The organism is Streptomyces monashensis (genome assembly GCF_001866665.1).
Classification (GTDB): Bacteria; Actinomycetota; Actinomycetes; order Streptomycetales; family Streptomycetaceae; genus Streptomyces; species Streptomyces monashensis.
Genome location: NZ_MLYO01000009.1, coordinates 157934 through 178309 on the forward strand (window position 1 = coordinate 157934; position 20376 = coordinate 178309).

Consider the following 20376-nt stretch of genomic DNA (forward strand, 5'->3'; position numbering starts at 1 on the left):
AACAAGGCAAACGCCGAGACCGACGCCGAGTACAGATCCTCCATGCCCCGCGAGCTCGACGCTCACCTGCTCAACATGGATCCACCCGACCACACTCGCCTGCGCCGACTCGTCGCCAAGGCATTCACTCCCCGTCGCGTCGACGGCCTGCGCATGCGCATCCAGAAGCTGACAAGCCCCCGGCACCACTGGCGCACCTGCACCACGCAGTCCGGCACGCCGGATGCTCCCGCTCCACCCACGCGAGAACTACAACTTGTCATCAAATGGTTTCTCTGCGTTAGATTTCGTGCGTGCATCCGGGTTGATCGGGGCATGGAAGGGCCTGGGGAGAGCGGGTTCTGCCCGCATGAGGGAGGGAGCAGCATGTCTGTGGGTTCTGACGCCCGGCACGCGGTGGTGATCGGGGCGGGCATGGCGGGTCTCGCGGCCGCCCGCGTTCTGGCCGACAGCTTCGAGGCCGTCACCGTGATCGAACGCGACACGCTTCCCAGCACGTCCGCGCCCAGGGCCGGGGTGCCGCAGGGGCACCATGTCCATGGTCTTCTGGCCCTGGGCGCCAAGGTGTTCGAGGGGTACTTCCCCGGGCTGCGGGCCGAGCTGGAACAGGCCGGCGCGCCGGTGTGGGACTGGGGCGAAGGACTGTGTGCCGTACTGCCCAACGGCACCCCGCCGCCCGTTCCGATGCACATGCCGATCCAGACCTTCTCCCGGCCTCTCCTGGAACACGTCCTGCGCCGACGGGTGGCGGCGTTGGAGCGCGTCACCCTACGGGACACGCTGACCGTCACCGGCCTGCGGACCGCCGCTCCCGGCAAGGTCACCGGGGTGCGCGTGAAGAACGGCGACAGCGAGGACGAGATCGCCGCGGACCTCGTGGTCGACGCCTCGGGCCGTTCCACCCACCTCCCGCGATGGCTGGCCGCCCTCGGCCTGCCCAGCCCCTCCACTACGACAGTCGACGCACAGATCGGCTACGCCTCGCGTACCTACTCCTACCCCGACGGACACTCCGCGCCCCCGTGGATGGGCGTGCTGGAACCCCTGCGGGCCCCCGACTTCCGCAAGGGCTCCTACGCGATCCAGATCGAGAACAACACACTCCACGTCACCCTCCACGCAGCCGGCGGAACCCAACTGCCCCGCAGCGAGGACGACTTCGTCGCCTTCGCGAAGACCCTGCGCGGCCCCATCGCCGACACCATCGCCTGCCTCACCCCCGTCTCCGACGTGCGCCGCTACGCCCGTACGCTCAACCAGAAGACCGCCTACCACCGCTTGCCCCGCTGGCCCGAGGGACTGATCGCCCTGGGGGACTCGGTGTGCACCTTCAATCCCGCCTACGGTCAGGGCATGACCGTGGCCGCCCTGGAGGCCCGCCTCCTGGAGCAGCTGCTCCGCAGCCAACGCACCGCCCGTACTCGCCTGGACGGGCAGGACTTCCAGAAGCGGCTGGCCCGGGTCACGACCTTCTCGTGGCTGATGGCGACCATCCCCGACCGTGCCTGGGAACGGTCCGCATGGCCTGTCAAGGCAGGCAACTGGTTCATGAACCGCCTGATCGACACCGTCCCCCACGACCCGCAGGTCTACACCGCCTTCTCCGGCCTCTTCCACATGGTCGCGGGACCCCTGGCACTCGCCGATCCACGCCTGCTGTCCCGCGTCCTCATCGGCCCCCGGACGGCAGGAAACCTCCGCACGACCACAGCCTGAGTCCGCAGGCAGCATGGGGGCGCACCGGCCCGAAGCGGGCGACCACGCTGGTGAGGGCCCTGATGGTCCTGACGAACCGCGCAGTCGCCCGCTGACCGACGATCTTGACGGGCGCTACGCGTCCGCAACCGGCCCGGGCACTCTGAAGCCCACGCACACCGGACCCGCGACCAGCAGCTTTTACGATGCATACCGCTCATTCGTGTGCGGGGCATGACGCGGATCTCGCTCACGGCCCGCTTCTCCCCGGCCTGGCGCTCGGTACGGGCCTGAGCGGTGGCCAGGTGCCGGTAGTAGCCCGAGCGGGAGACTCCGAACACACGGCAGATCAGCTTGACGCCGAAACCGGCGCGGTTTTCGGAGATGAAGTCCTAGCGGCGAGGGCTCACTTCACCTCCCGGGTGAAACAGGCGGCTGCCCGGCGCAGGATCTCGCGCTCCAGCTGCCATTCCTTCTCCGCCTTCAGGAGTCGGGCATTCTCCGCCCGCAGCCGGGCCGGCTCCTCCGCCTCGCTCCCGCCCTCGTCAGGGCCTCCGGGCACGGCCTGTGAGTCGTCCTTGCGGACCCACGTCCGCAGCGACGCCGCGGTGATCCCGAGATCTGTGGCCACCGCCGCGTACGTCCGCTTCCCGTCCGCGGCGCGGTAGAGCGCGACGGCGTCCTTCCTGAACTCCTCCGGACACGGAGACTTACGTCCCACCTCCCGGCCGACGCCTGGGGCTACATCGGCAGTGCAACCGCGAAGCACATCGGATTCCACGTGGCAGTGCCGCTGCCGGCCACGAAAGGCCCGACTGGCCAGGCATGGAAAGACTCCGAACGCGGGATCGGTCGGTCTGTGTGACTGCGAGGGTGCGGCGCGCCGGCCCCCGGACGATCCGGGGCCGGTTCATGGCATTGGGCAGGGCGGTTCGGCCCGGGTGTCAGCCGATCTGTGCGCCGTACGCCTGGAGGGCGGCGGGGACGGGCTGGAAGAAGGTCTGGCCGCCGTTTGTGCAGTCGCCGCTGCCGCCGGAGGTGAGGCCAACGGCGCTGTCTCCGTCGAAGAGGGCGCCGCCGCTGTCGCCGGGCTCGGCGCAGACGTCGGTCTGGATCAGTCCGCTGACCGTGCCTTCCTGGTAGTTGACGCTGGCGTTCAGTGCGGTGACGGTGCCGCCGTGGACCTGGGTGGTGCTGCCGCTGCGCTGCACCTTCTCGCCGACGACGGCGTCCGCGGCCTTGGTGATCTTCTGGGTGCTGCCGTTGTAGAGGTCGACCTCGCTGGGATGGTCGGTGTTGCCCGTGTACTTGGCGATCGCGTAGTCGTTGCCCGGGAACGTGGACTGCTCGGTGGTCGCGATCGTCTGGCCGCCCTGCTGGTCGGACCAGTCCTTGACGTCGTTGCCGCAGTGGCCGGCGGTCAGGAAGTACGGCTGGCCGTCCTTGACCACGTTGAAGCCGAGCGAGCATCGGGCGCTACTGCCCCAGATCGCGTCGCCGCCGGCGATGAAGGGCTTGAACTCACTCTTGGTGTAGTGGATTTCGACGGTGTCGCCGAGGCTCTTGGCGACCTTGGTGAGCCGTTCCAGCTTGGCGCCGGTGACCGTGCGGTCGGCGGTCACGACGACCTTGTTGGCCCTGGGGTCCATGGCCCAGGCGGTGCCGGGGATGGTCGCCTTGGCCTTCAGGGTCTGCCGGGCCGCGTCGAGCTGCGCCATCGAATGCCGGACGATCCTGGCCTGGGCCCCCTTGGCCCGGACGGCCGCCGCGGACGTCTCGTCCACCACGTTGACGACCAGTTTCTGCGCCTTGGCGTCGTAGAACGCGCCGGCCGTACCGCTCTTGAGCTGGGACGCCAGGGTGGTCGCGGCAGCCGGGGAGAGCCTGGCCGCCGAGGACGCGGGGGCGGCCTGAGCGTTGGCGAGAGTGAGGGTCGCCGTGGCGGCGAGCGCGAGTGCGCCCGCGCCGGCCAGCATCGTACGGCGGTGACGTATGCGGTGATGCTTCAACTGACTGCCTCTCGTGGGGGGATGGGCCCTGACTGTGGGGAGTCACGGGGGCCCGGGAGGAAGGTGTGACATGCCTGGCACGGATGAGTCGACCCGCAACAACGGGTGTCACGTCCATGCCAAGAGCCCTCAGTATTCGCACCCGCCTCGCTCGCGCACAAGTCCGAACCCCCGCCACACGCACAGACGTTCACGCTTACAACACACTTCATTCACTCCGTTGTCCGGCCATCCGGATCCGGGGTCCGGACACCGGAGGGCGACTGGCGAGTCCGGCACGCAGCCCTGAATCCCCTCCACATCGAACGCCCCTGCACACCGGAGGCGGAACGGGACGGAGCCGAAACCGCCGACGCCGACAGGCCCTGACGTCGAACCCGCCGCTCGGAAGCGGGCTGGGCGACAACCCTGCAACTGCGCTGCAGAGCCCAGGGGTCGACCGGTGACAGCGAGAGGATCAGGGCGACCCTCGAGATGCCTCTGTGAACTCCTGGGAAACTTCACCCGCTCGGTATTGACAGGGGCATGTCTACGCGCGTCATTCTGTGCGTCATGAACTTCCCCCCACAACTCACCAGGATCGGTGCCGCGGGCGCCCTCGCCTCGGCCCTGCTCTTCGGCGGGACCACCGTGGCCGCGGCGCCCGCCGTCGCGGCCAGCGCCCACGCCACCACGACGCACACCAACGTCGTCCACGTCAGCGATATCGGGAACATCTGCTACTCCCAGCTCCCCTCCCAGGCGCACGACACCCTCAGCCTGATCGACCAGGGCGGCCCCTTCCCCTACCCCAAGGACGGGACCGTCTTCACCAACACCGAAGGCGTCCTGCCGCCCCAGAGCGCCGCCGACTACTACCACGAGTACACCGTGGTCACACCCGGCGCGCCGACCCGCGGCGCACGGCGCATCGTGACCGGCGAGCAGTCCCAGGAGGACTATTACACCGCCGACCACTACAAGACCTTCAGCCTCGTCGACCGCACCTGCTGATACCCCCACCAGCACGGGCCGGCGAAGCGTCCGCGCGGCGGCAGAGAGACGGCGCCGGGCCCGGATCCCCCTTGTGCAGGGCGGCCACTTCGGCGGCAGCGGGGCAGAAGGTGTCCAGCCGGTGTCGGAGGGCCTGCACCGCCACCGTGCCGAACTCCGTCAGGCCGCGGCCGACGGCTGGTGGTCCGCCACCGTGGCTGAAGCACAATGCGCCTGCACCACACGGCAATTGAATCGCCCTCGCAACCGGCCATACACCCGTTGCTACGCAACTCTCCGAATGTCATGTCCATGAACCACAAACGGGAGGATTCCTTGATGACTCTGCGACGTCCCCAGCTGTCCTGGGCCAAGCGGTTCGCGGTGCTGCTCGCCGCCATCGCGTCAGTGCTCAGCGTGTCCGCGATCAACAGCCCCGCCGCGAACGCAGCGGTCTACAGCTCCTGCAACATCGCCGGATGCTCCGACGCAGCCTCAGCCAACTCGACCTGGTCCAGCCTCGGCTACCCGACCACCCGGGGCTGGGTCGACTGGCCGGACGGCCAGTGCAGCTACGCGGGCGGCGAGTTCTACAACAACGACGGGCAGCTGCCCTCCGGTGACACCTTCTACGAGTACGACGTCTACCCCCGCGCCTGCGGCGCCCACCGCGACGCGGTCCGGATCGTCGTCGACTCCAACACCGGCACGGTCTGGTACTCCCCCAACCACTACACCGACTTCTACCAGCTCTGACACTCCAACAGGAGCTGCACGGAACATGCTGATCGAACCGGTCTTCCCGCCGGGTGATCATCCCGATGCGCATGCCTGAAGACAGGGCCTCTCGGTAGCTCGGGGATGAGAATCCACCGAGCAACGCCGGGAGGCCCTGATGTCGTTGTGATGTGCCGCCGAGTCCGCCCACATCAACTCGGCTGCATCATCCGGTGATTGCCTCGCGCATGCGTACGGCAGCGCAGCCGACCGGGCGCGCCGGCATCCCTCGGGCATGACGGACGCAGACTGGGCAGCCGTCCGGCCGTTGCTGTCCCCAACGCGGCGCTGCCCACCCTCATGAGGAGCGTCGCCGGCCAGCTCTACTGTGGCCCGAGTCTCAAGTCCGTGCAGGTGGCCCCGCTCCACAGCACGGCGATCGCCGCGGAATCGGACATCCGCCGCGCGCTGTCCCTGGCCGTCGACCGTACACAGGTGGCGGGCACCGTCTACCGAGGCGCCGCCGCCCCCGGCACCACCGTGCTGTCGGCGAACGGCTGGGATCACGCGGCCAAGGCGGTCTACGCGAAGGCCGCCGCCGGCCTGCCCCTCCCCACGCTTCCCCCACCACCGCCGACCTGGCACAGGCCCGCGCCCTGGTGGCCAGACACCCCGACGCACGAGCGTTCCATCCGCCCCCAGCACATGGGTCCGCCACCTCAACGCCCGCTACGGCTACGCCACCCACCGGACAGGAGCACCAGTCCCAGCACCGGGTCAAGAGTGAGGGCTGTCCTCCACCTTCTCGAAGAAGAACTCGTGTTTGAGGAAGGAGACGTCGTACTCATGACCGGACTGAGGCGGCAGCAGTTGGGAGGCCTGGAACAGGCGCCACCCGTCGTGCAGCGCGGCAAGCCCTGTGGGATAGGGCGGCTCGTCGCTGTCGCCGGTCGTCGGACGGGTCCGGCCGGTCCCGTCGTATCGGGACCAGCCCACGACATCGGAGTCCAGCGCCGACGTCGCGAGATAGAGGACCAGAACCTGCTGCCTCATGCGGGACTCCTCAAGGTCGGCCGATTGCTCACGCGCGTGACCCAGTACTCGACATCGAACGAGTCGTCACCGGTAAGGGCCCGCCACAGGAGGACCCGGTTGTAGATCTCCAGTCGAGCCGTGGCCTGCTCGAACCAGGGGAAGTACGTATTGAGTTCCGCGGCCACCGCAGGGTCGTGCAGGTCGCAGACGTCCCACAGGCGCACCTGCGGCACGGTCGGGTTGAGGCGGAGTTTGTACATGTAGCGGCGGCCCGCGGTGTCGTTGCGGCGGCCACTGTGCCAGATGCCGTGGTGCACGAGAACGACCGTGCCTGCCGGGCAGGTCAGACGGGTCTGCCCTCTGAGGTTCTGGACACGGCCGACGTCCGTCTCGTTGATCCTGCGCAGATGGCTTCCGGGCACGCTGAGGGTGCCGCCCATCTCGGCGGTCACCTCGTGCGGGTAGTACATGAGCTGGATGTCGAACGCATCCGGCCGCACATCGATGATCGCGTCTCCGTGGAGCGGCTGCGCCTGTCCCTCGTGCGGCTCGCGCACATGCACCGCATGGTGGTCAACGGTCGGGCCGGGGCCGACCAGGCTTTCGACGGCGCCTGCGACGACCGGCAGGGCGAGCAGCGCGTCGATGAAGGTGTCCGGCGCGAACGCCCCGCCCAGCGGAGTGCCGTAAGCCACTTCCGGCAGGCCCTCGGTCAAGGCCGCGATGGCCCGTTCATTGATCTCCTGCGGCACCACCCCGTCCAGGCGCAGGAATCCCTGCGCGACGAAGCGCGCCACCTGAACCGATGTCAGGAGTTGCTTGCTGGTTGGCATGCGACGAACGTACGTGCCCTGTCGGGATCGGTCGTGGGCTGAAATCGTCCAGTGCTGGTAATTTTCCGTCCTCGTGAAACACGCAACACTGCGGCTCGACGAGGCGCCCACCGTGGTCGATGCCGGCATCGGGGTGCACGGCGTCTCCGCCGCCCACGACGTCTTCCGGCTGCCCGACCTGTGGCAGCTGCACCTCTACAACTACGAGGGTGCTCTGTCCCTCGGGCAGTCGGTCCACCCCATACGCCCCGGCCACGTCAGCCTGGTGCCACCGAACACGGAGGTGCACTTTCACTACCGGGGCAGGTCGGAGCACTTCTACGTCCATCTGCGGCTGCACGACGGCGGAACCGCGCGGGTGGTGCCGGTGATGCAGGACGCCGCGGCCGAGAGCACACGCCTGGCCGATCTGCTCCGACACGCCGTGACGGCCATGCCGACTTCTCCCCCGCGAGCCTCGGCCGAGGTCTGGACCGCTCTGTGGCGCATCGCCGAGTTGCCAAGAGCCGACGGAGCCGGGCGCCGCCACCCCTTCGTGGCAGCCGCCCAGGCCTACGTCGAGGAACACCTGGCCGGCCCGTTGTCCGTGCCGCACGTCGCTCGCGCCGTCGGAATCTCCCACACCCACCTGACGCGCGTGTTCCGTGCCGAAACCGGCCTCACAGTCGTTTCGTACATCCGGCATCGCCGCCTTCAGCGCGCCCGCCACCTCCTGTTGTCCTCCACCCTGTCCATCACCGCCATCGCAGCGTCCGTGGGCATCGCCGATCTCCAGGCCTTCAACAAGGCCTGCCGCCGTGAACTCGGCGCGAGCCCGCGTGAGGTACGTGCGGCTGCACCTGCGGGGCTGGACGGCCCAGGACCGTGAGGGTGCCGGCAGACACCATCACGGCCCACTGGACCTCTCCCGCCTGCCGTCTGGGCGAGGCGCCCCACTGGGACGCCGGCGCCCAGATGTTCCTGGGCGCGAAGTGGAACAGCGTGGGCGCCACCGCGGACCGGCTCATCCCGATCTGGCCGGCCGACGCCGTGTCCGACCAGTTCGTGAAGGGCGCGAACGCCATCGAGCCGTACCTCGACCCCGACACGTTCGACGCGCACACCAGGTGCTCGCCGTTGTAGACCACGTCGGGCGGGAGGTCAGCCGAGCCGGGCTGCGACGTCGGTCCCTTGCCGTACGAAGACGGGGATGCGTTCCAGTGGGGCCTGTGCGTCGAGCGTCGTTCCGCCCTCCACGACGTCTCCGGTGACCGGGTCGAGCCAGCGGGCGCCGGACGGCAGATACACCCGGCGGGCCCGGGCGCCCGCCTCATAGACGGGTGCCACCAGCACGTCGGGGCCGAGCAGGAACTGGTCGTCCACCTCCCAGGCGTGCTCGTCCTCGGGGAAGTCGAAGAACAGCGGGCGCATCGGCGGGGCGCCGGTGCGGTGGGCGTCCTCGGACAGCCGCCGCAGGTACGGGCGCAGGCGCTCGCGCAGCAACAGGTGGTCGCGGAGGATGCCGTACGCCTCCTCCCCGTACGACCAGACCTCGTTCGGCCCGCCGGTCATGTCCGTGGAGAAGGTGGGGTGGTTGGGCTTCCTGTCCCCGTGCAGCCGCATAACGGGGCTGAAGGTGCCGTACTGGAACCACCGGATCAGCAGTTCGCGGTACGCGGGGTCGTCCGGGTTGCCGCCGAAGAAGCCGCCGATGTCGGTGTTCCACCAGGGGATGCCGCTCATCGCGACGTTCAGCCCGGCCCTGATCTGGCGCGCGAGGGAGTCGAAGGTGGTGGGGATGTCGCCGGACCACAGCAGGGCCCCGTACCGCTGGCTGCCCGCCCACGCGGAGCGGATCAGCGACAGCGGCCGGTCCTCGCCCGCCGTGCGCAGGCCGTCGGCGACCGCGCGGGCGTGCAGCAGAGGGTAGAGGTTCGCGGCCGCGGCGGCCGGCCCGGCGGCGTAGACGGCACGGTCGGAGTGATCGCGCGGCAGGTCGGGCTCGCAGGCGTCCAGCCAGAAGCACGCCACGCCCAGCGAACGGTAGTTGTCGTTCAGCCGCTGCCACAGCGCGGCGCGTGCTCCGGGGTGGGTGGCGTCGTAGTACGCCATCGGGCGTATCAGCGCGTCTCCGCCGTACCGGGACGGCCACGGGAAGGTGAGCAGGCCGCCGTCGGTGTCCCGTACGAGGTGTCCGGCGAAGCGCAGTTCGTCGTACGTGTCACTGCCGGGCTCGACGGTGGGCCACACCGAGACGGCGAGTTTCACCCCGAGGTCCGTCAGCTCGTCGACCATGGCCGCGGGGTCGGGCCACTCGCTCTCCTCGAATCGCCAGTCGCCCATCCTGGACCAGTGGAAGAAGTCGCAGACGATGACGGACAGCGGTAGTCCCCGCTGCTTGTACTCCCGTGCCACCGCCAGGAGTTCGTCCTGGGTGCGGTAGCGCAGCTTCGACTGCCAGAATCCGGACGCCCACTCGGGCAGGAGGGGCGGGCGTCCGGTGGCCCGGGTGTAGGAGTCCAGGATCTGGGCCGGGGTGTCGCCGACGGTGATCCAGTAGTCGACGCGCCCGCCGGCGTCGGCGGTCCACCGGGTGGTGTCGGCACCCAGTTCGACACGGCCCGTGGCGGGGTTGTTCCACAGCAGTCCGTAGCCGCGCGAGGAGTGCAGAAAGGGGACGGCCGCCACGGTGTTGGCCTGGACGAGGTCGATCACACAGCCCTTCTGGTCCAGGCGCCCGTGCAGATGCTGCCCCAGGCCGTGCAGCCGTTCACCGTCGTAGGCCTCGAAGGACTGTTCTGTCCGGCCGCCCGCCGTGTGGACGCGAGAGCAGGTGTGATGCGCGTACGGGCTCCTCTCGGCGAGGAGTTCGCGGCCCGAGACGGCGTGGCGGAACCTCAGCCGGCCGTCCGCCGAGGCCTCGACAGCGACGAGGCCGTTGACCAGGCGGGCACAGCCGTCGTCCGATACCGACAGTTCGGCGTGCGGGCAGGGCGCGGGGTTCTCCAGCGCACCGGGGGCGGCGGGGTCGATGGTCCCGGACGAGGCCCGCACCCGGACGGCGTCCGGTCCCCAGGGCTCGATGCGGAGGATCTCTGCGGCGGTGTGCCGCTCCAGGCCGCCCGCGACAATGCTGTAGGACAAGGTGTTTCCCCTGTTCTTCTCAAGTGGCGGGTGAGTACGGCCGGTCGCCGATCACCGACGCCGTCCGCGTTCTTCACAGCAGGAGCAACGACCCGGATCCACGGCTGTCTATCCCAGCGCCCGGAGCCGGGCGACGGAGTCGGCGAGCATTCGGCGGCAGAATGCGAGGTGGTCCTCCCCGTAGCCGCGCGGGGCGCACTCCACGACCAGCAGAAGGGCCAGGTAGAGCTGGTAAAGCGCCACTCGGTGCCGGAGGGCGGGGCTGAAGTCGAGGTTGCCGCCTGCTGCGGTGTAACCGGTGGCGAGGTCGCTGTCCGGGCCGGTGTCGCCGCCGAAGGCCAGGGAGACCAGCTCGGCGGCCGGGTCGCCCCAGAAGGCCCGCTCGTGGTCGATGAGCCCGGTGATCCCGGCCTGCCCTGCGTCACCCGGCCGGATGAAGATGTTGCCCGGCCAGAGGTCGAAGTGAACCAACCGGGGCTCCGTGACCTCGTCCAGGGCGTACCCGCCTTCGGACACCAGCGTGCGGATGTCCGATGACGATACGGCCGACGGCGAGCGCCGGCGGTCGGCGTCGTCGAGCAGGGCCTCGACCATGGCGCTGAAGGCCGTGCGCCAGGCTGCGGCGGACAGACCGGACTCAGCGGCCGGGTAGCCGAAGAGGCCGTCAGTCGGGGCCAGGGTGTGCAGTCGGGCGGTGATCGCGCCCAGTTCCCGGCGGAGCAGAGCCCACGCGTCGGCGGAGAGCTGCTCGCCCGCCTTGTCCCACGGAGTTCCCTCCAGGAGCGACAGGACGATGAACTCCTCGTCCGCGTGGAGCAGTTCGGGCACCGGAACTGTGCCTTCCGGCAGGGCTGCGAGCCGCCGGTAGACCATCGTCTCCGTCCCGAGGATGCCCCGTTCGTACCGCAGTACCGGTGCGTCGGCCGGTGGCGCGAGCTTGACGACGGCGGGCCGGCCGTCATCCAGCAGCACGCGGTAGGCGCTGTTGAACCAGCCGTCGGTCAGCTCGTGCTCCAGACGGCACCCCAGGCCGATGGAGCCGCGCAGCAGGGCGTCGAGCGCGGCGGGCGTGAGATGACGTTTGGTGCGGCTCTGCACGGACACCTCCGGTGCCGGGATGGGAGGGGGCGGGGCCCTCGCACGCCCTTGCGGGGGCGCGGGGCCTCGGGCGTCCTGGGACCGGCCTCAGCCCGGGTAGGGCAGTTCGGCCTCCGCGGTGCGGGGCGGGCTGACGTGCAGGACGCCGTCCGGGCCGCCGATGCGCAGCTGCCAGGGGTGCGGGCTGTCGGTGGTCACCCGCAGCAGGCCGCCCTCGCGGCGCAGGTGGAAGACGGCGGTCCGGCCGGGGCCGTCGGTGTTCGGGATCACCACGGTGCGCTCGGCGCCGTCGGTGAAGGCGTGCACCCGCAGTTCCACACCCTCGGCCCAGGCGGAGACCGGGTGCTGGTCGTCGGCGGCGAGGGGGATGACGGAGTCGGGGCGGGCGAGCAGCGGCAGGGTGTGGAAGCCGTGCCGTTCGCGTACCCAGCGCGGGCCGGTGACCTGGTCGCCGGTCAGGAAGTTCGTCCAGGTGCCCTCGGGGACGTAGTACTCGACCGTGCCGTCGTCGGTGAAGACCGGGGCGACGAGCAGGTCGTCGCCGAGCAGGTACTGCCGGTCGAGCGCGGCGGCGGCGGGGTCGTCGGGGAACTCCAGCACCATGGCGCGCATCACCGGCACGCCGGTGGCGTGCGCCTGCTGGGCGGCGTACTGGAGGTAGGGCGCGAGGCGGTGCTTGAGGAGGGTGAACTCGCGGGTGACCTCGACGGCCTCCTCACCGTAGTCCCACGGCACGCGGTAGGACCTGCTGCCGTGCAGGCGGCTGTGTGAGGAGAGCAGGCCGAACTGCGTCCAGCGCTTGAAAACGGTGGGGGTAGGGGTGCCCTCGAAGCCGCCGATGTCGTGGCTCCAGAAGCCGAAGCCGGACAGGCCCAGGGACAGGCCCCCGCGCAGCGACTCCGCCATGGCGCTGAAGTGCGATGCGCAGTCGCCGCCCCAGTGCACCGGGTACTGCTGGCCGCCCGCGGTGGCGGACCGGGCGAAGAGCAGAGCCTCGCCCTCACCGCGCTCCTCGCGCAGCAGCTCGAAGACGGCCTGGTTGTAGAGGTGGGTGTAGTAGTTGTGCATCAGCTCCGGGTCGGAGCGGTCGTGCCAGACGACGTCTGTGGGGATGCGCTCGCCGAAGTCGGTCTTGAAGCAGTCCACACCGACGTCCAGCAGGGTGCGCAGCTTGCCGGTGTACCAGTCGCGGGCGGCGGGGTCGGTGAAGTCCACCAGGGCCATTCCGGGCTGCCACAGGTCCCACTGCCAGACGCTGCCGTCCGGGCGGCGCACCAGGTAGCCCTCGCGCATGCCCTCGGCGAACAACGCGGACTTCTGGGCGATGTAGGGGTTGATCCAGGCGGAGATGCGCAGACCCTGCCGCTTGAGTCGGGCCAGCATGCCCGCCGGGTCGGGGAAGGTGTCGGAGTCCCAGTCGAAGTCGCACCACTGGTACTCGCGCATCCAGAAGCAGTCGAGGTGGAAGACGCTCAGCGGGATGCCGCGTTCGGCCATGCCGCCGACGAAGCGGTTGACCGTGGCCTCGTCGTAGTCGGTGGTGAACGAGGTGGTCAGCCACAGGCCCAGGGCCCAGGCGGGGGGCAGTGCGGGGCGGCCGGTGAGCGCGGTGTAGCGGGCCAGGATCTGCTTCGGGGTCGGGCCGTGGATGACGAAGTACTCCAGCGACTGGTCCTCGACGCTGAACTGCACCTGCCCGACCGACTCCGATCCGACCTCGTAGCTGACCTTGCCGGGGTGGTTGACGAAGACTCCGTAACCCCGGTTGGTCAGGTGGAACGGGACGTTCTTGTAGGCCTGTTCGCTGCTGGTGCCGCCGTCGGCCTGCCAGATGTCCACCGTCTGCCCGTTGCGGACGAACGGTGTGAACCGCTCCCCGAGCCCGTACACCGACTCGCCGACACCCAGCGAGAGCTGGCCCAGCATGTGGTGGCGGCCTTCGGCGTCGGTGACGAAGCCCGTGCCGCGCTCGCCCACGGAGGTCAACACCCGTCCCTGGGCGGTGAACTCCAGCCGCCACGGCTGGGAGGTGTCCACCCGCAGCGTGAGGTCACCGGAGCTGAGCTGCACCATCTCGCCCTCGCGGTGCACCTTGCCGACCCCCTGCTCCGCACCCGGAAGGTCGAACTGCGGCCCTCGGCGGACCGAGCCGGCGTGGTGCGTGGTGCGCACCCCGATCACGCCCTCGGCCGGCGACCAGCACTCGACGGTCAGCAGCGGGCTGTTGAGCGTGTCACCGCGGCCGCGCACGTGCTTGACCGGCGCCCAGAGGGTCATCCGGTCCTCGCTGGTGCGGACATCGGCGACCTCGGTGGAGTAGCGCGCAGTGACGCCCGGGCGCATCAGCCAGTAGCCGTCGGTGAACTTCATCGGGCAGGTTCCTCCGTCCGCGCACGGTGCGCGGTGATCAGGCCCCGGTACCAGTGGTAGCTGTCCTTGGGGATGCGGGTCAGGGTGTCGTAGTCGACGCGGACCAGGCCGAAGCGCTGCTCGTAGCCGCGGGCCCACTCGAAGTTGTCCAGCAGGGACCAGACGTAGTAGCCGCGCACGTCGACGCCGGCCGCGATGGCGTCGACGACGGCGGCGAGGTGACCGGCCAGGTAGTCGATCCGTTCCTCGTCGTGCACCCGGCCGTCGGGGGCGACGGTGTCGGCCTCCGCCGAGCCGTTCTCCGTGATCCAGACCGGCGGGAGCTGCGGGTAGCGGGAGTGGAGTCCGCGGAGGAGTCCGGTGAGCGCGGACGGGACGACGGGCCAGCCCATGGTGGTGAGTCGGGTGCCGTACGGGTTCGGCTCGGCGACGCCGATGTCCATGGCGGTGCGCGGTTCGGGGTCGTCCTCGCGGTGCGGGACGGCCTCGACGGTGATCGGCCGGTAGAAGTTGATGCCGACGAAGTCCATTGGTGCGCCGATCAGTTGCAGGTCCCCCGGTCGGCGCCAGGGGCCGTCGGCCAGACCCTCCCAGGTCTCGGCCTCGTGCTCGGGGTAGCGCCCGGCGAACAGCGGCTCCGTCCAGACCTCGTTGTGAAGCACCTCGGCCCGGCGCAGGGCGGCGAGGTCCTCGCTCCGGTCGGAGGCGGCGTGCAGCCGGTCGAGGTTGAGCGTGATGCCGACCTCACGGGCGCCGGCGGCGCGCAGCTCCCGCACGGCCAGGCCGTGGGCGACCAGCAGGTGGTGCGCGGCCGCCAGGGCCCCGCGGCCCTCCCGCGCGCCGGGCGCGTGCCGGCCCTCGGCGTAGCCGACGAAGGCGGAGCAGAACGGCTCGTTGAGGGTGATCCAGCGCTCCACCCGGTCGCCGTAGCGCTCGGCGGCGAGGGCCGCATAGTCCGCGAACGCCTCGGCGGTCTCCCGGACGCGCCAGCCACCGCGCTCTTCCAGGGCCTGGGGCAGGTCCCAGTGGTAGAGGGTGACGGCGGGCGCGATTCCGGCGGCGAGCAGTTCGTCGATCAGCCGGTCGTAGAAGTCCAGGCCCTTCGGGTTGACCGCTCCGGTACCGTCGGGCAGCAGGCGCGGCCAGGAGATCGAGAAGCGGTAGCCTTCGACGCCGAGTTCGCGGAGCAGGGCGACGTCCTCGGGGTAGCGGTGGTAGTGGTCGCAGGCGGTGTCGCCGGTGGCGCCGCCGAGGGTACGGCCCGGGGTGTGGCTGTAGGTGTCCCAGATGGACGGGCCGCGGCCGTCCTCGTCGTGGGCGCCCTCGATCTGGTACGCGGCGGTGGCGGCGCCGAACCGGAAGCCGGGTGGCAGTTCCGGGAAGGCCGACCTGCTCATGCGGCGCACCTCACTGTTCTCTCGGTGATCGGGAACGGTCACAGCTCCGGTGCCAGCCCGCGGTCGTGCAGCCAGGACAGCTGGACGGGCGGGTTGGAGCCGCAGCCGCCGGCGTGGTCGGCGAAGGGCCAGACGGTCATGGTGCGGTCCTCGCCCGCGTAGTGGTTGAACGCGGCGTAGACCGTCCGGGGCGGGCAGACCGGGTCCATCAGACCGACGCTGAACAGCGCCGGGGCGGTGGCCCGCTGGGCGAAGTGGACGCCGTCGAAGTAGTCGAGGGTGGCGAAGGTCGCCTGCAAGCGGTGTCGGCTGTGCCAGCGCAGGTACTTGACGAGTTCCTGGTACGGGCCGTCCAGGGATGTCTGCGCGCCCTGACGGTAGTGGCACAGGAACGGGACGTCCGGCATCACCGCAGCCACGCGGTCCCCGGTGAGCCCGGCGACGGCGAGGGCCAGTCCGCCGCCCTGGCTGCCGCCCGTCACCACGATCCGGTTGGCGTCGAGGCCGGGCAGCTCTGCGACGGCGTCCACGGCGCGCACGCAGTCGGTGATCAGGCGCCGGTAGTAGTAGTTCTCGGGCGAGTCGATGCCGCGGGTCATGAATCCCTCGGCCCACTGCGTGCCGTCGCCCAGGGTTCGGTCCGGGGTGTCGTGGCCCTGGCCGCGGCTGTCGACGACGAGCTGGGCGTAGCCCGCCGCCGACCAGAACAGGTGCTCGGTGGGCAGGCCCCTGCCGCCGGTGTATCCGGCGTAGGTGACGACGACCGGCAACGGGCCTTCGGCGCCACGCGGGCGCAGCAGCCACGCGGCCACCGGTTCGCCGTTCCAGCCGGTGAAGCGCACGTCGTCCACCTCGATGGTGCGCAGCCGGTGCCGGTCGGTGACCGGTTCCGTCTTGGTGGCCCCGGCCCGTGCCCGGGCGTCGTCGAGGGTGTGCTGCCAGAACGCGTCGAAGGCGGGCGGGGCGGCTGACTCAGGGCGGTAGCGGACGAGTTCGTCACGTCCGAAGTCGGTGAACGGCATGGGGTGTTCCTCCGGGTGGAGCGAGTTGGAGGTGACGGACGAGAGGATGACGTGCGACACGGGGGAGCTCCTGGGTGTGGCGGGGCGGTGCGGCTGGGGCGGGTTCGTCGCTGTCGCCCGTGGTGGGCGAGGTGCGTCGGGTGCCGTCGTACACCGGCCAGCCGATGACGCGGGAGTCGAGCGAGGACGGGCGAGACGCCCGCGGCCTTGACCACCTCGGCCGGTGTCACCATGCCGGTGGTGCCCTCCCTCGTACTGTCGCTGACGTGACGTCAGCCCTTGATGGCGCCGGTGAGCACACCGGTCTTGAAGTGCTTCTGCATGAACGGGTAGACGAGCAGGATGGGGACCAGCGTCAGCACCACCACCGCCATCTGCAGGGACAACGGTGCGCTCTGCTGGTGCAGCGACCCGAACCCGGAGTTGGTGGTGCCGGGGATGGACTGGCCGTAGCTGACGTACTGGAGCAGCACGTACTGCAGCGGCCACTTGGCGCTCTCGGTCGGCATGTAGAGCATGACGTTGAAGAAGGAGTTCCAGTAGCCGACCGCGTAGAACAGGGCGACCACCGCGGTGACCGCGCGCGAGGTGGGCAGTACCACCGACCACAGGATGCGCCACTGGCTGCACCCGTCCATGCGGGCCGCGTCGATGAGGTCGGCCGCCGTGCCGGAGTAGAAGGCGCGCAGCACCAGGATGTTGAAGACGGAGACCGCGCCGGGCAGGACCAGCGCCCAGTACTGGCCGTAGCCGCCGAGGCCGGTGACGACCAGGTAGGTGGGGATCAGTCCGCCGCTGACGAACATGGTGACGATCAGGAGCATGAGGATGGTGCGGTGTCCGAACGAGCGCGAGCGGGAGAGGCCGTAGGCGCAGAGCACCGAGACGACCATCGACAGGAGGGTGCCGGCCGCGGTGATCACCAGGCTCACCAGCAAGGCCCTGGTGACCGGGCCGTCCCCGAGCACCGCACGGTAGGCGTCCAGGGTGAGGCCGTCGGGGACCAGCACCAGGCCACCCGCGCGGTTGATCGCCCCGCTGGTGGAGAAGCTGGTCAGCACCACGATCCAGAGCGGCACCAGTACGACGGCGAGGACCAGGAGCAGCACGCCGCCCTTGAGGGTCTGTCCGGCGGCGCCGGGCTGCTCGTCCCACGCAGGGCGGCCCTTGTTGCGGTCGGGCCGAAGCGCGGGCCGGTTCAGAGTGTGCGTCAGCGTCTGGCTCATTTCCGGTACAACCCGTCCTCACCGAAGGCGTGCGCGACCCTGTTGGCGCCCCAGATCAGCAGCAGCGAGATCACACTCTTGAACAGCCCGGCGGCGGCACCGTAGCTGTAGTTGTTGGTGGTGATGCCGTAGTAGAAGGAGAAGGTGTCCAGCACGTCCGCCGTGTCGTGGCCGACGGCGTCGCGCTGGATCAGGAACTGCTCGAAGCCGACGGTGAGCGCGTTGCCCAGCCGCAGCACCAGCATCAGCACGATGACGCCGCGCATGCCGGGCAGGGTGATGTGCCACATCCGGCGCCACCGGCCGGCGCCGTCGACCGCGGCGGCCTCGTAGAGGTTCTGGTCGATCGCGGCCAGCGCCGCGAGGAACACGATGATGCCCCAGCCGGCCTCCTTCCACACCGCCTGCGAGGTGACCAGCAGTGCGAAGGTGTGCGGGTCGGTCATCACGTCCCAGGTCCCCAGGTTGTGCTGGGCGAGGAAGTGGTTGAGCACCCCGGCGCCCCCGAGCATCTGCTGGAAGATCGTGATGGCCAGCACCCAGGAGAAGAAGTGCGGCAGGTAGACGACCGACTGGATGAAGTTCCGCAGCCGCTCGCTCGTCACCGAGTTGAGCACCAGGGCCAGCGCGATCGGGATCGGGAAGAACAGCACCAGTTGCACGAAGCTCAGCCAGAGGGTGTTGCGCAGCGCCCCCCAGAACAGCGGGTCGTTGAACAGCGCACGGAACTGGTCGAGCCCGGCCCAGTCGCTGTGGAGCACGCCGACCAGCGGGTCGTAGTACTCGAACGCGGTGATCAGGCCGAACAGCGGCGCGTAGTTGAAGACCAGCAGCAGCGCGACAGCCGGCAGGGTCATCAGGATCAACGACCTGTCCCGGCGCAGGCGCAGCCGCCAGGTGAGTCCGCCCTCCTCAGCCCGCCCGGGCCGCTTCCTCGACCGGGCGCGGCCGTCGGCGTCCGGCTCCGCGTCGGCCGCCGGTTCGGTGCCGCCGGAGCTGCCTGCGCCGACCTTCTTCGTCTTGGTGGTGAACGTGCCGGCCACCGTTCCTCCTCGCTCCGCGGCGAGCCGAGCGGCCCGCTGCCTGACGTCGTCTGCTACTGGCCGGTGCCGTACTTGTCCAGGACTTCGGTCTGGTACCAGTTCTTCAACTGGTCGCCGCCGCTGGACTTCCAGGAGGACACGGCGGCCTGGAAGTCGGAGACCTTCTTCAGGCCGTGGGTGACCTCGATGACGGTGTCCACGACCGACTTCGCGGCGGCCGCGGTGGCGTACCGCTGCGGCACGGTGATGTTCATGCCGTAGAACACCGGCTTGTAGACGTGCGGGGCGGTGCGGGCGAACCAGGACGTGTAGTCCTTGGTCACCTGCTCGGCGCCGGGGTTGCTGATCACCTGCGGGGCCGAGGCGAGGAAGGTGTAGGTGGTGGGCTGGGCGTACTTCTTGCCCTCGTCCGTGTAGCTGGGCATCCCGTTCACCATCGTGTGGTGGACGCCCTCGACGCCGTACGTGATCATCGTGTACTCGGTCGAACCGTAGGGCGCCGCAAGGTAGTTGGCGACGGCCAGCAGTTCCTCGATCTGGTTCGGGGAGAGCTTGGCGTTGAGGTAGCTGACGACGCCGGTGGCGGCGCCGAGGAAGATCTGCGGGTCGGACCTCCCGTCGGCGGCGATGACGTTGAACGCCCCGCGCCGGTAGTTCTTGTTCGCGGCGGTGCCGGACTGGTGGTCCGACAGGTTCCAGGCGCCGGTGCCGCCGCCCTGGATCAGTTCCTTGCCCGCGTAGAAGCGGGTGGCACCGGCGTTGACGTTGCCGGCCAGGGCGTCGGGGTGCACATAGCCGGACTTGGCGAGCTTGTAGTGCCAGTCGAGTGCCTCCAGGAACTCGGGCAACTCGTAGGCGTGGACCAGCTTCCCGCTCTTGACCGTCCACCCGGGCGGGAGCCCCCAGGAGAGGGACAGGTAGGTCCACACGTCGCCGAACGCCCACACGCCGGCCTGGGCGCTGGTCAGTTCCTTGCCCAGGCTCATGTAGTCGTCGGCGGACTTGACCTGGTCGGCGGTGATGCCCTTCGACTCCAGGATGTCGGCCCGGTAGAAGACGTGGCCGGCCAGCGACATGCCGCTGGCGCCGCACGGGATGCCGTAGAGCTTGTCCTCCCAGGCTCCGACCTGCCAGGCGAAGGTGGGGATGGCGGCCAGGTTCGGATACTTCTTGATCTTGCCCCCCGCCAGGTACGGCGTAAGGTCCGCCAGCTGGGTACCGGCCAGCTCCCCCATGTTGAACGCCGCGTTCCACCAGGTGGGCAGCTGGATCCAGTCCGGCAGCTTCTTCGACGCGGTCATCGTCGGGACGATGGTGTCGTAGCTGACGCCGTTGGCCGGCTTGATGGTGAGGTTCACGCCCAGCGCCTTGTTGACGGCCTGGTAGAACGAGTTTCCGGCCGGCGGGATGGTCCCCCAGAGGGGGGTGACCGCGGTGTAGCTGCCGCCCTTGCCCGGGGTGCCGGACACCGTCGGGATCTGCTTGGCCGGGTAGGTGAGGAAGCCCGGGTCGGTGAACGCGCCTGCCGCTCCGTGCACCGAGGGGATGTCGGGCTTGACGGCCTGTCCCGGCACGTAGTCCGGCAGCGCGGCCCTCAGGCCGCTCTTCGAGTTGGTCCCGCCCTTGCTGCGGGAGGAGCCGCTGCCGCAGGCGGACAGCAGGGGGGACAGTGCAGCAGCCCCGGCGACGGCGACGGCGCCGTTCACGAAGGCTCTGCGGTTCATTGCGATGCTCATGGTGGGCGGCCCTTCGCCGGTGACGATCCGTATCGAGCGACGTGCGGGTGTGCTGCGGTGCGGAGGGGACGGCGCGAACGGCACCGTCGACATGCAGGCG

Annotated in this window: 16 protein-coding genes and 1 pseudogene; 4 read left to right on the forward strand and 13 right to left on the reverse strand. The window is 69.9% G+C overall.

Annotated elements, in window-relative coordinates:
• Window positions 1-366 precede the first annotated feature (366 nt).
• On the forward strand, window positions 367-1716 hold the full coding sequence (locus tag BIV23_RS02090) for an NAD(P)/FAD-dependent oxidoreductase (protein WP_177239656.1): 1350 nt from the start codon (window positions 367-369) through the stop codon (window positions 1714-1716).
• Between the two features lie 212 nt (window positions 1717-1928).
• Here the strand turns inward: BIV23_RS02090 and BIV23_RS51435 are convergent.
• Both BIV23_RS51435 and BIV23_RS02100 read right to left on the reverse strand, forming a co-directional pair.
• Window positions 1929-2416 (reverse strand): annotated as a pseudogene (locus tag BIV23_RS51435) (transposase); the annotation flags it as partial.
• A gap of 223 nt (window positions 2417-2639) precedes the next feature.
• Entirely contained in the window at window positions 2640-3704 is a 1065-nt protein-coding gene (locus tag BIV23_RS02100; RefSeq protein ID WP_483883309.1) for a S1 family peptidase, read from the reverse strand.
• Between the two features lie 552 nt (window positions 3705-4256).
• Between BIV23_RS02100 and BIV23_RS02105 the strand changes: the two genes are divergently transcribed.
• Window positions 4257-4697: a guanyl-specific ribonuclease gene (locus tag BIV23_RS02105; protein WP_071378966.1), complete on the forward strand. Its 441-nt coding sequence runs from the start codon at window positions 4257-4259 to the stop codon at window positions 4695-4697.
• Between the two features lie 318 nt (window positions 4698-5015).
• Window positions 5016-5432, forward strand: a complete 417-nt coding sequence (locus BIV23_RS02110; protein WP_079172879.1) for a ribonuclease domain-containing protein — start codon at window positions 5016-5018, stop codon at window positions 5430-5432.
• A 738-nt stretch (window positions 5433-6170) separates the two neighbouring features.
• On the opposite strand, the gene BIV23_RS02115 is transcribed toward BIV23_RS02110, so the two are convergent.
• Window positions 6171-6446: a hypothetical protein gene (locus BIV23_RS02115; RefSeq protein ID WP_071378968.1), complete on the reverse strand. Its 276-nt coding sequence runs from the start codon at window positions 6444-6446 to the stop codon at window positions 6171-6173.
• Entirely contained in the window at window positions 6443-7261 is an 819-nt protein-coding gene (locus BIV23_RS02120) for a phytanoyl-CoA dioxygenase family protein (protein ID WP_177239670.1), read from the reverse strand. The genes BIV23_RS02115 and BIV23_RS02120 overlap by 4 nt, the downstream gene beginning before the upstream one ends.
• A 73-nt stretch (window positions 7262-7334) precedes the next feature.
• Here BIV23_RS02120 and BIV23_RS02125 point away from each other — a divergent pair, with 73 nt between their 5' ends.
• A complete protein-coding gene (locus BIV23_RS02125) occupies window positions 7335-8129 on the forward strand; it encodes an AraC family transcriptional regulator (protein ID WP_071378970.1) in 795 nt (264 codons plus the stop codon).
• Here the strand turns inward: BIV23_RS02125 and BIV23_RS53795 are convergent.
• The 9 genes from BIV23_RS53795 to BIV23_RS51445 form a co-directional block, all read right to left on the reverse strand.
• Complete coding sequence (locus BIV23_RS53795) at window positions 8041-8388, reverse strand: non-reducing end alpha-L-arabinofuranosidase family hydrolase (protein WP_425443453.1); 348 nt, start codon at window positions 8386-8388, stop codon at window positions 8041-8043. The two genes, BIV23_RS02125 and BIV23_RS53795, sit on opposite strands and share 89 nt — an antisense overlap.
• A gap of 13 nt (window positions 8389-8401) precedes the next feature.
• Window positions 8402-10384, reverse strand: a complete 1983-nt coding sequence (locus tag BIV23_RS02135) for a glycoside hydrolase family 31 protein (protein WP_071378972.1) — start codon at window positions 10382-10384, stop codon at window positions 8402-8404.
• Between the two features lie 108 nt (window positions 10385-10492).
• Window positions 10493-11482: a phosphotransferase family protein gene (locus tag BIV23_RS02140; RefSeq protein WP_071378973.1), complete on the reverse strand. Its 990-nt coding sequence runs from the start codon at window positions 11480-11482 to the stop codon at window positions 10493-10495.
• A gap of 87 nt (window positions 11483-11569) precedes the next feature.
• Entirely contained in the window at window positions 11570-13852 is a 2283-nt protein-coding gene (gene yicI, locus BIV23_RS02145) for an alpha-xylosidase (RefSeq protein WP_071378974.1), read from the reverse strand.
• Complete coding sequence (locus tag BIV23_RS02150; protein ID WP_071378975.1) at window positions 13849-15249, reverse strand: GH1 family beta-glucosidase; 1401 nt, start codon at window positions 15247-15249, stop codon at window positions 13849-13851. Before BIV23_RS02150 ends, yicI begins: the two co-directional genes overlap by 4 nt.
• A gap of 38 nt (window positions 15250-15287) precedes the next feature.
• Window positions 15288-16271 carry an acetylxylan esterase gene (locus BIV23_RS02155; RefSeq protein WP_071379085.1) on the reverse strand — a complete coding sequence of 328 codons (984 nt, stop codon included), beginning with the start codon at window positions 16269-16271 and terminating at the stop codon, window positions 15288-15290.
• A 272-nt stretch (window positions 16272-16543) separates the two neighbouring features.
• Window positions 16544-17497: a carbohydrate ABC transporter permease gene (locus BIV23_RS02160; protein ID WP_071378976.1), complete on the reverse strand. Its 954-nt coding sequence runs from the start codon at window positions 17495-17497 to the stop codon at window positions 16544-16546.
• Window positions 17494-18540, reverse strand: a complete 1047-nt coding sequence (locus BIV23_RS51440) for an ABC transporter permease (RefSeq protein WP_245790292.1) — start codon at window positions 18538-18540, stop codon at window positions 17494-17496. Before BIV23_RS51440 ends, BIV23_RS02160 begins: the two co-directional genes overlap by 4 nt.
• A gap of 53 nt (window positions 18541-18593) precedes the next feature.
• Window positions 18594-20276 (reverse strand): type 2 periplasmic-binding domain-containing protein, encoded by a 1683-nt coding sequence (locus tag BIV23_RS51445; protein ID WP_143079035.1) that lies wholly within the window; start codon window positions 20274-20276, stop codon window positions 18594-18596.
• Between the last annotated feature and the right edge of the window lie 100 nt (window positions 20277-20376).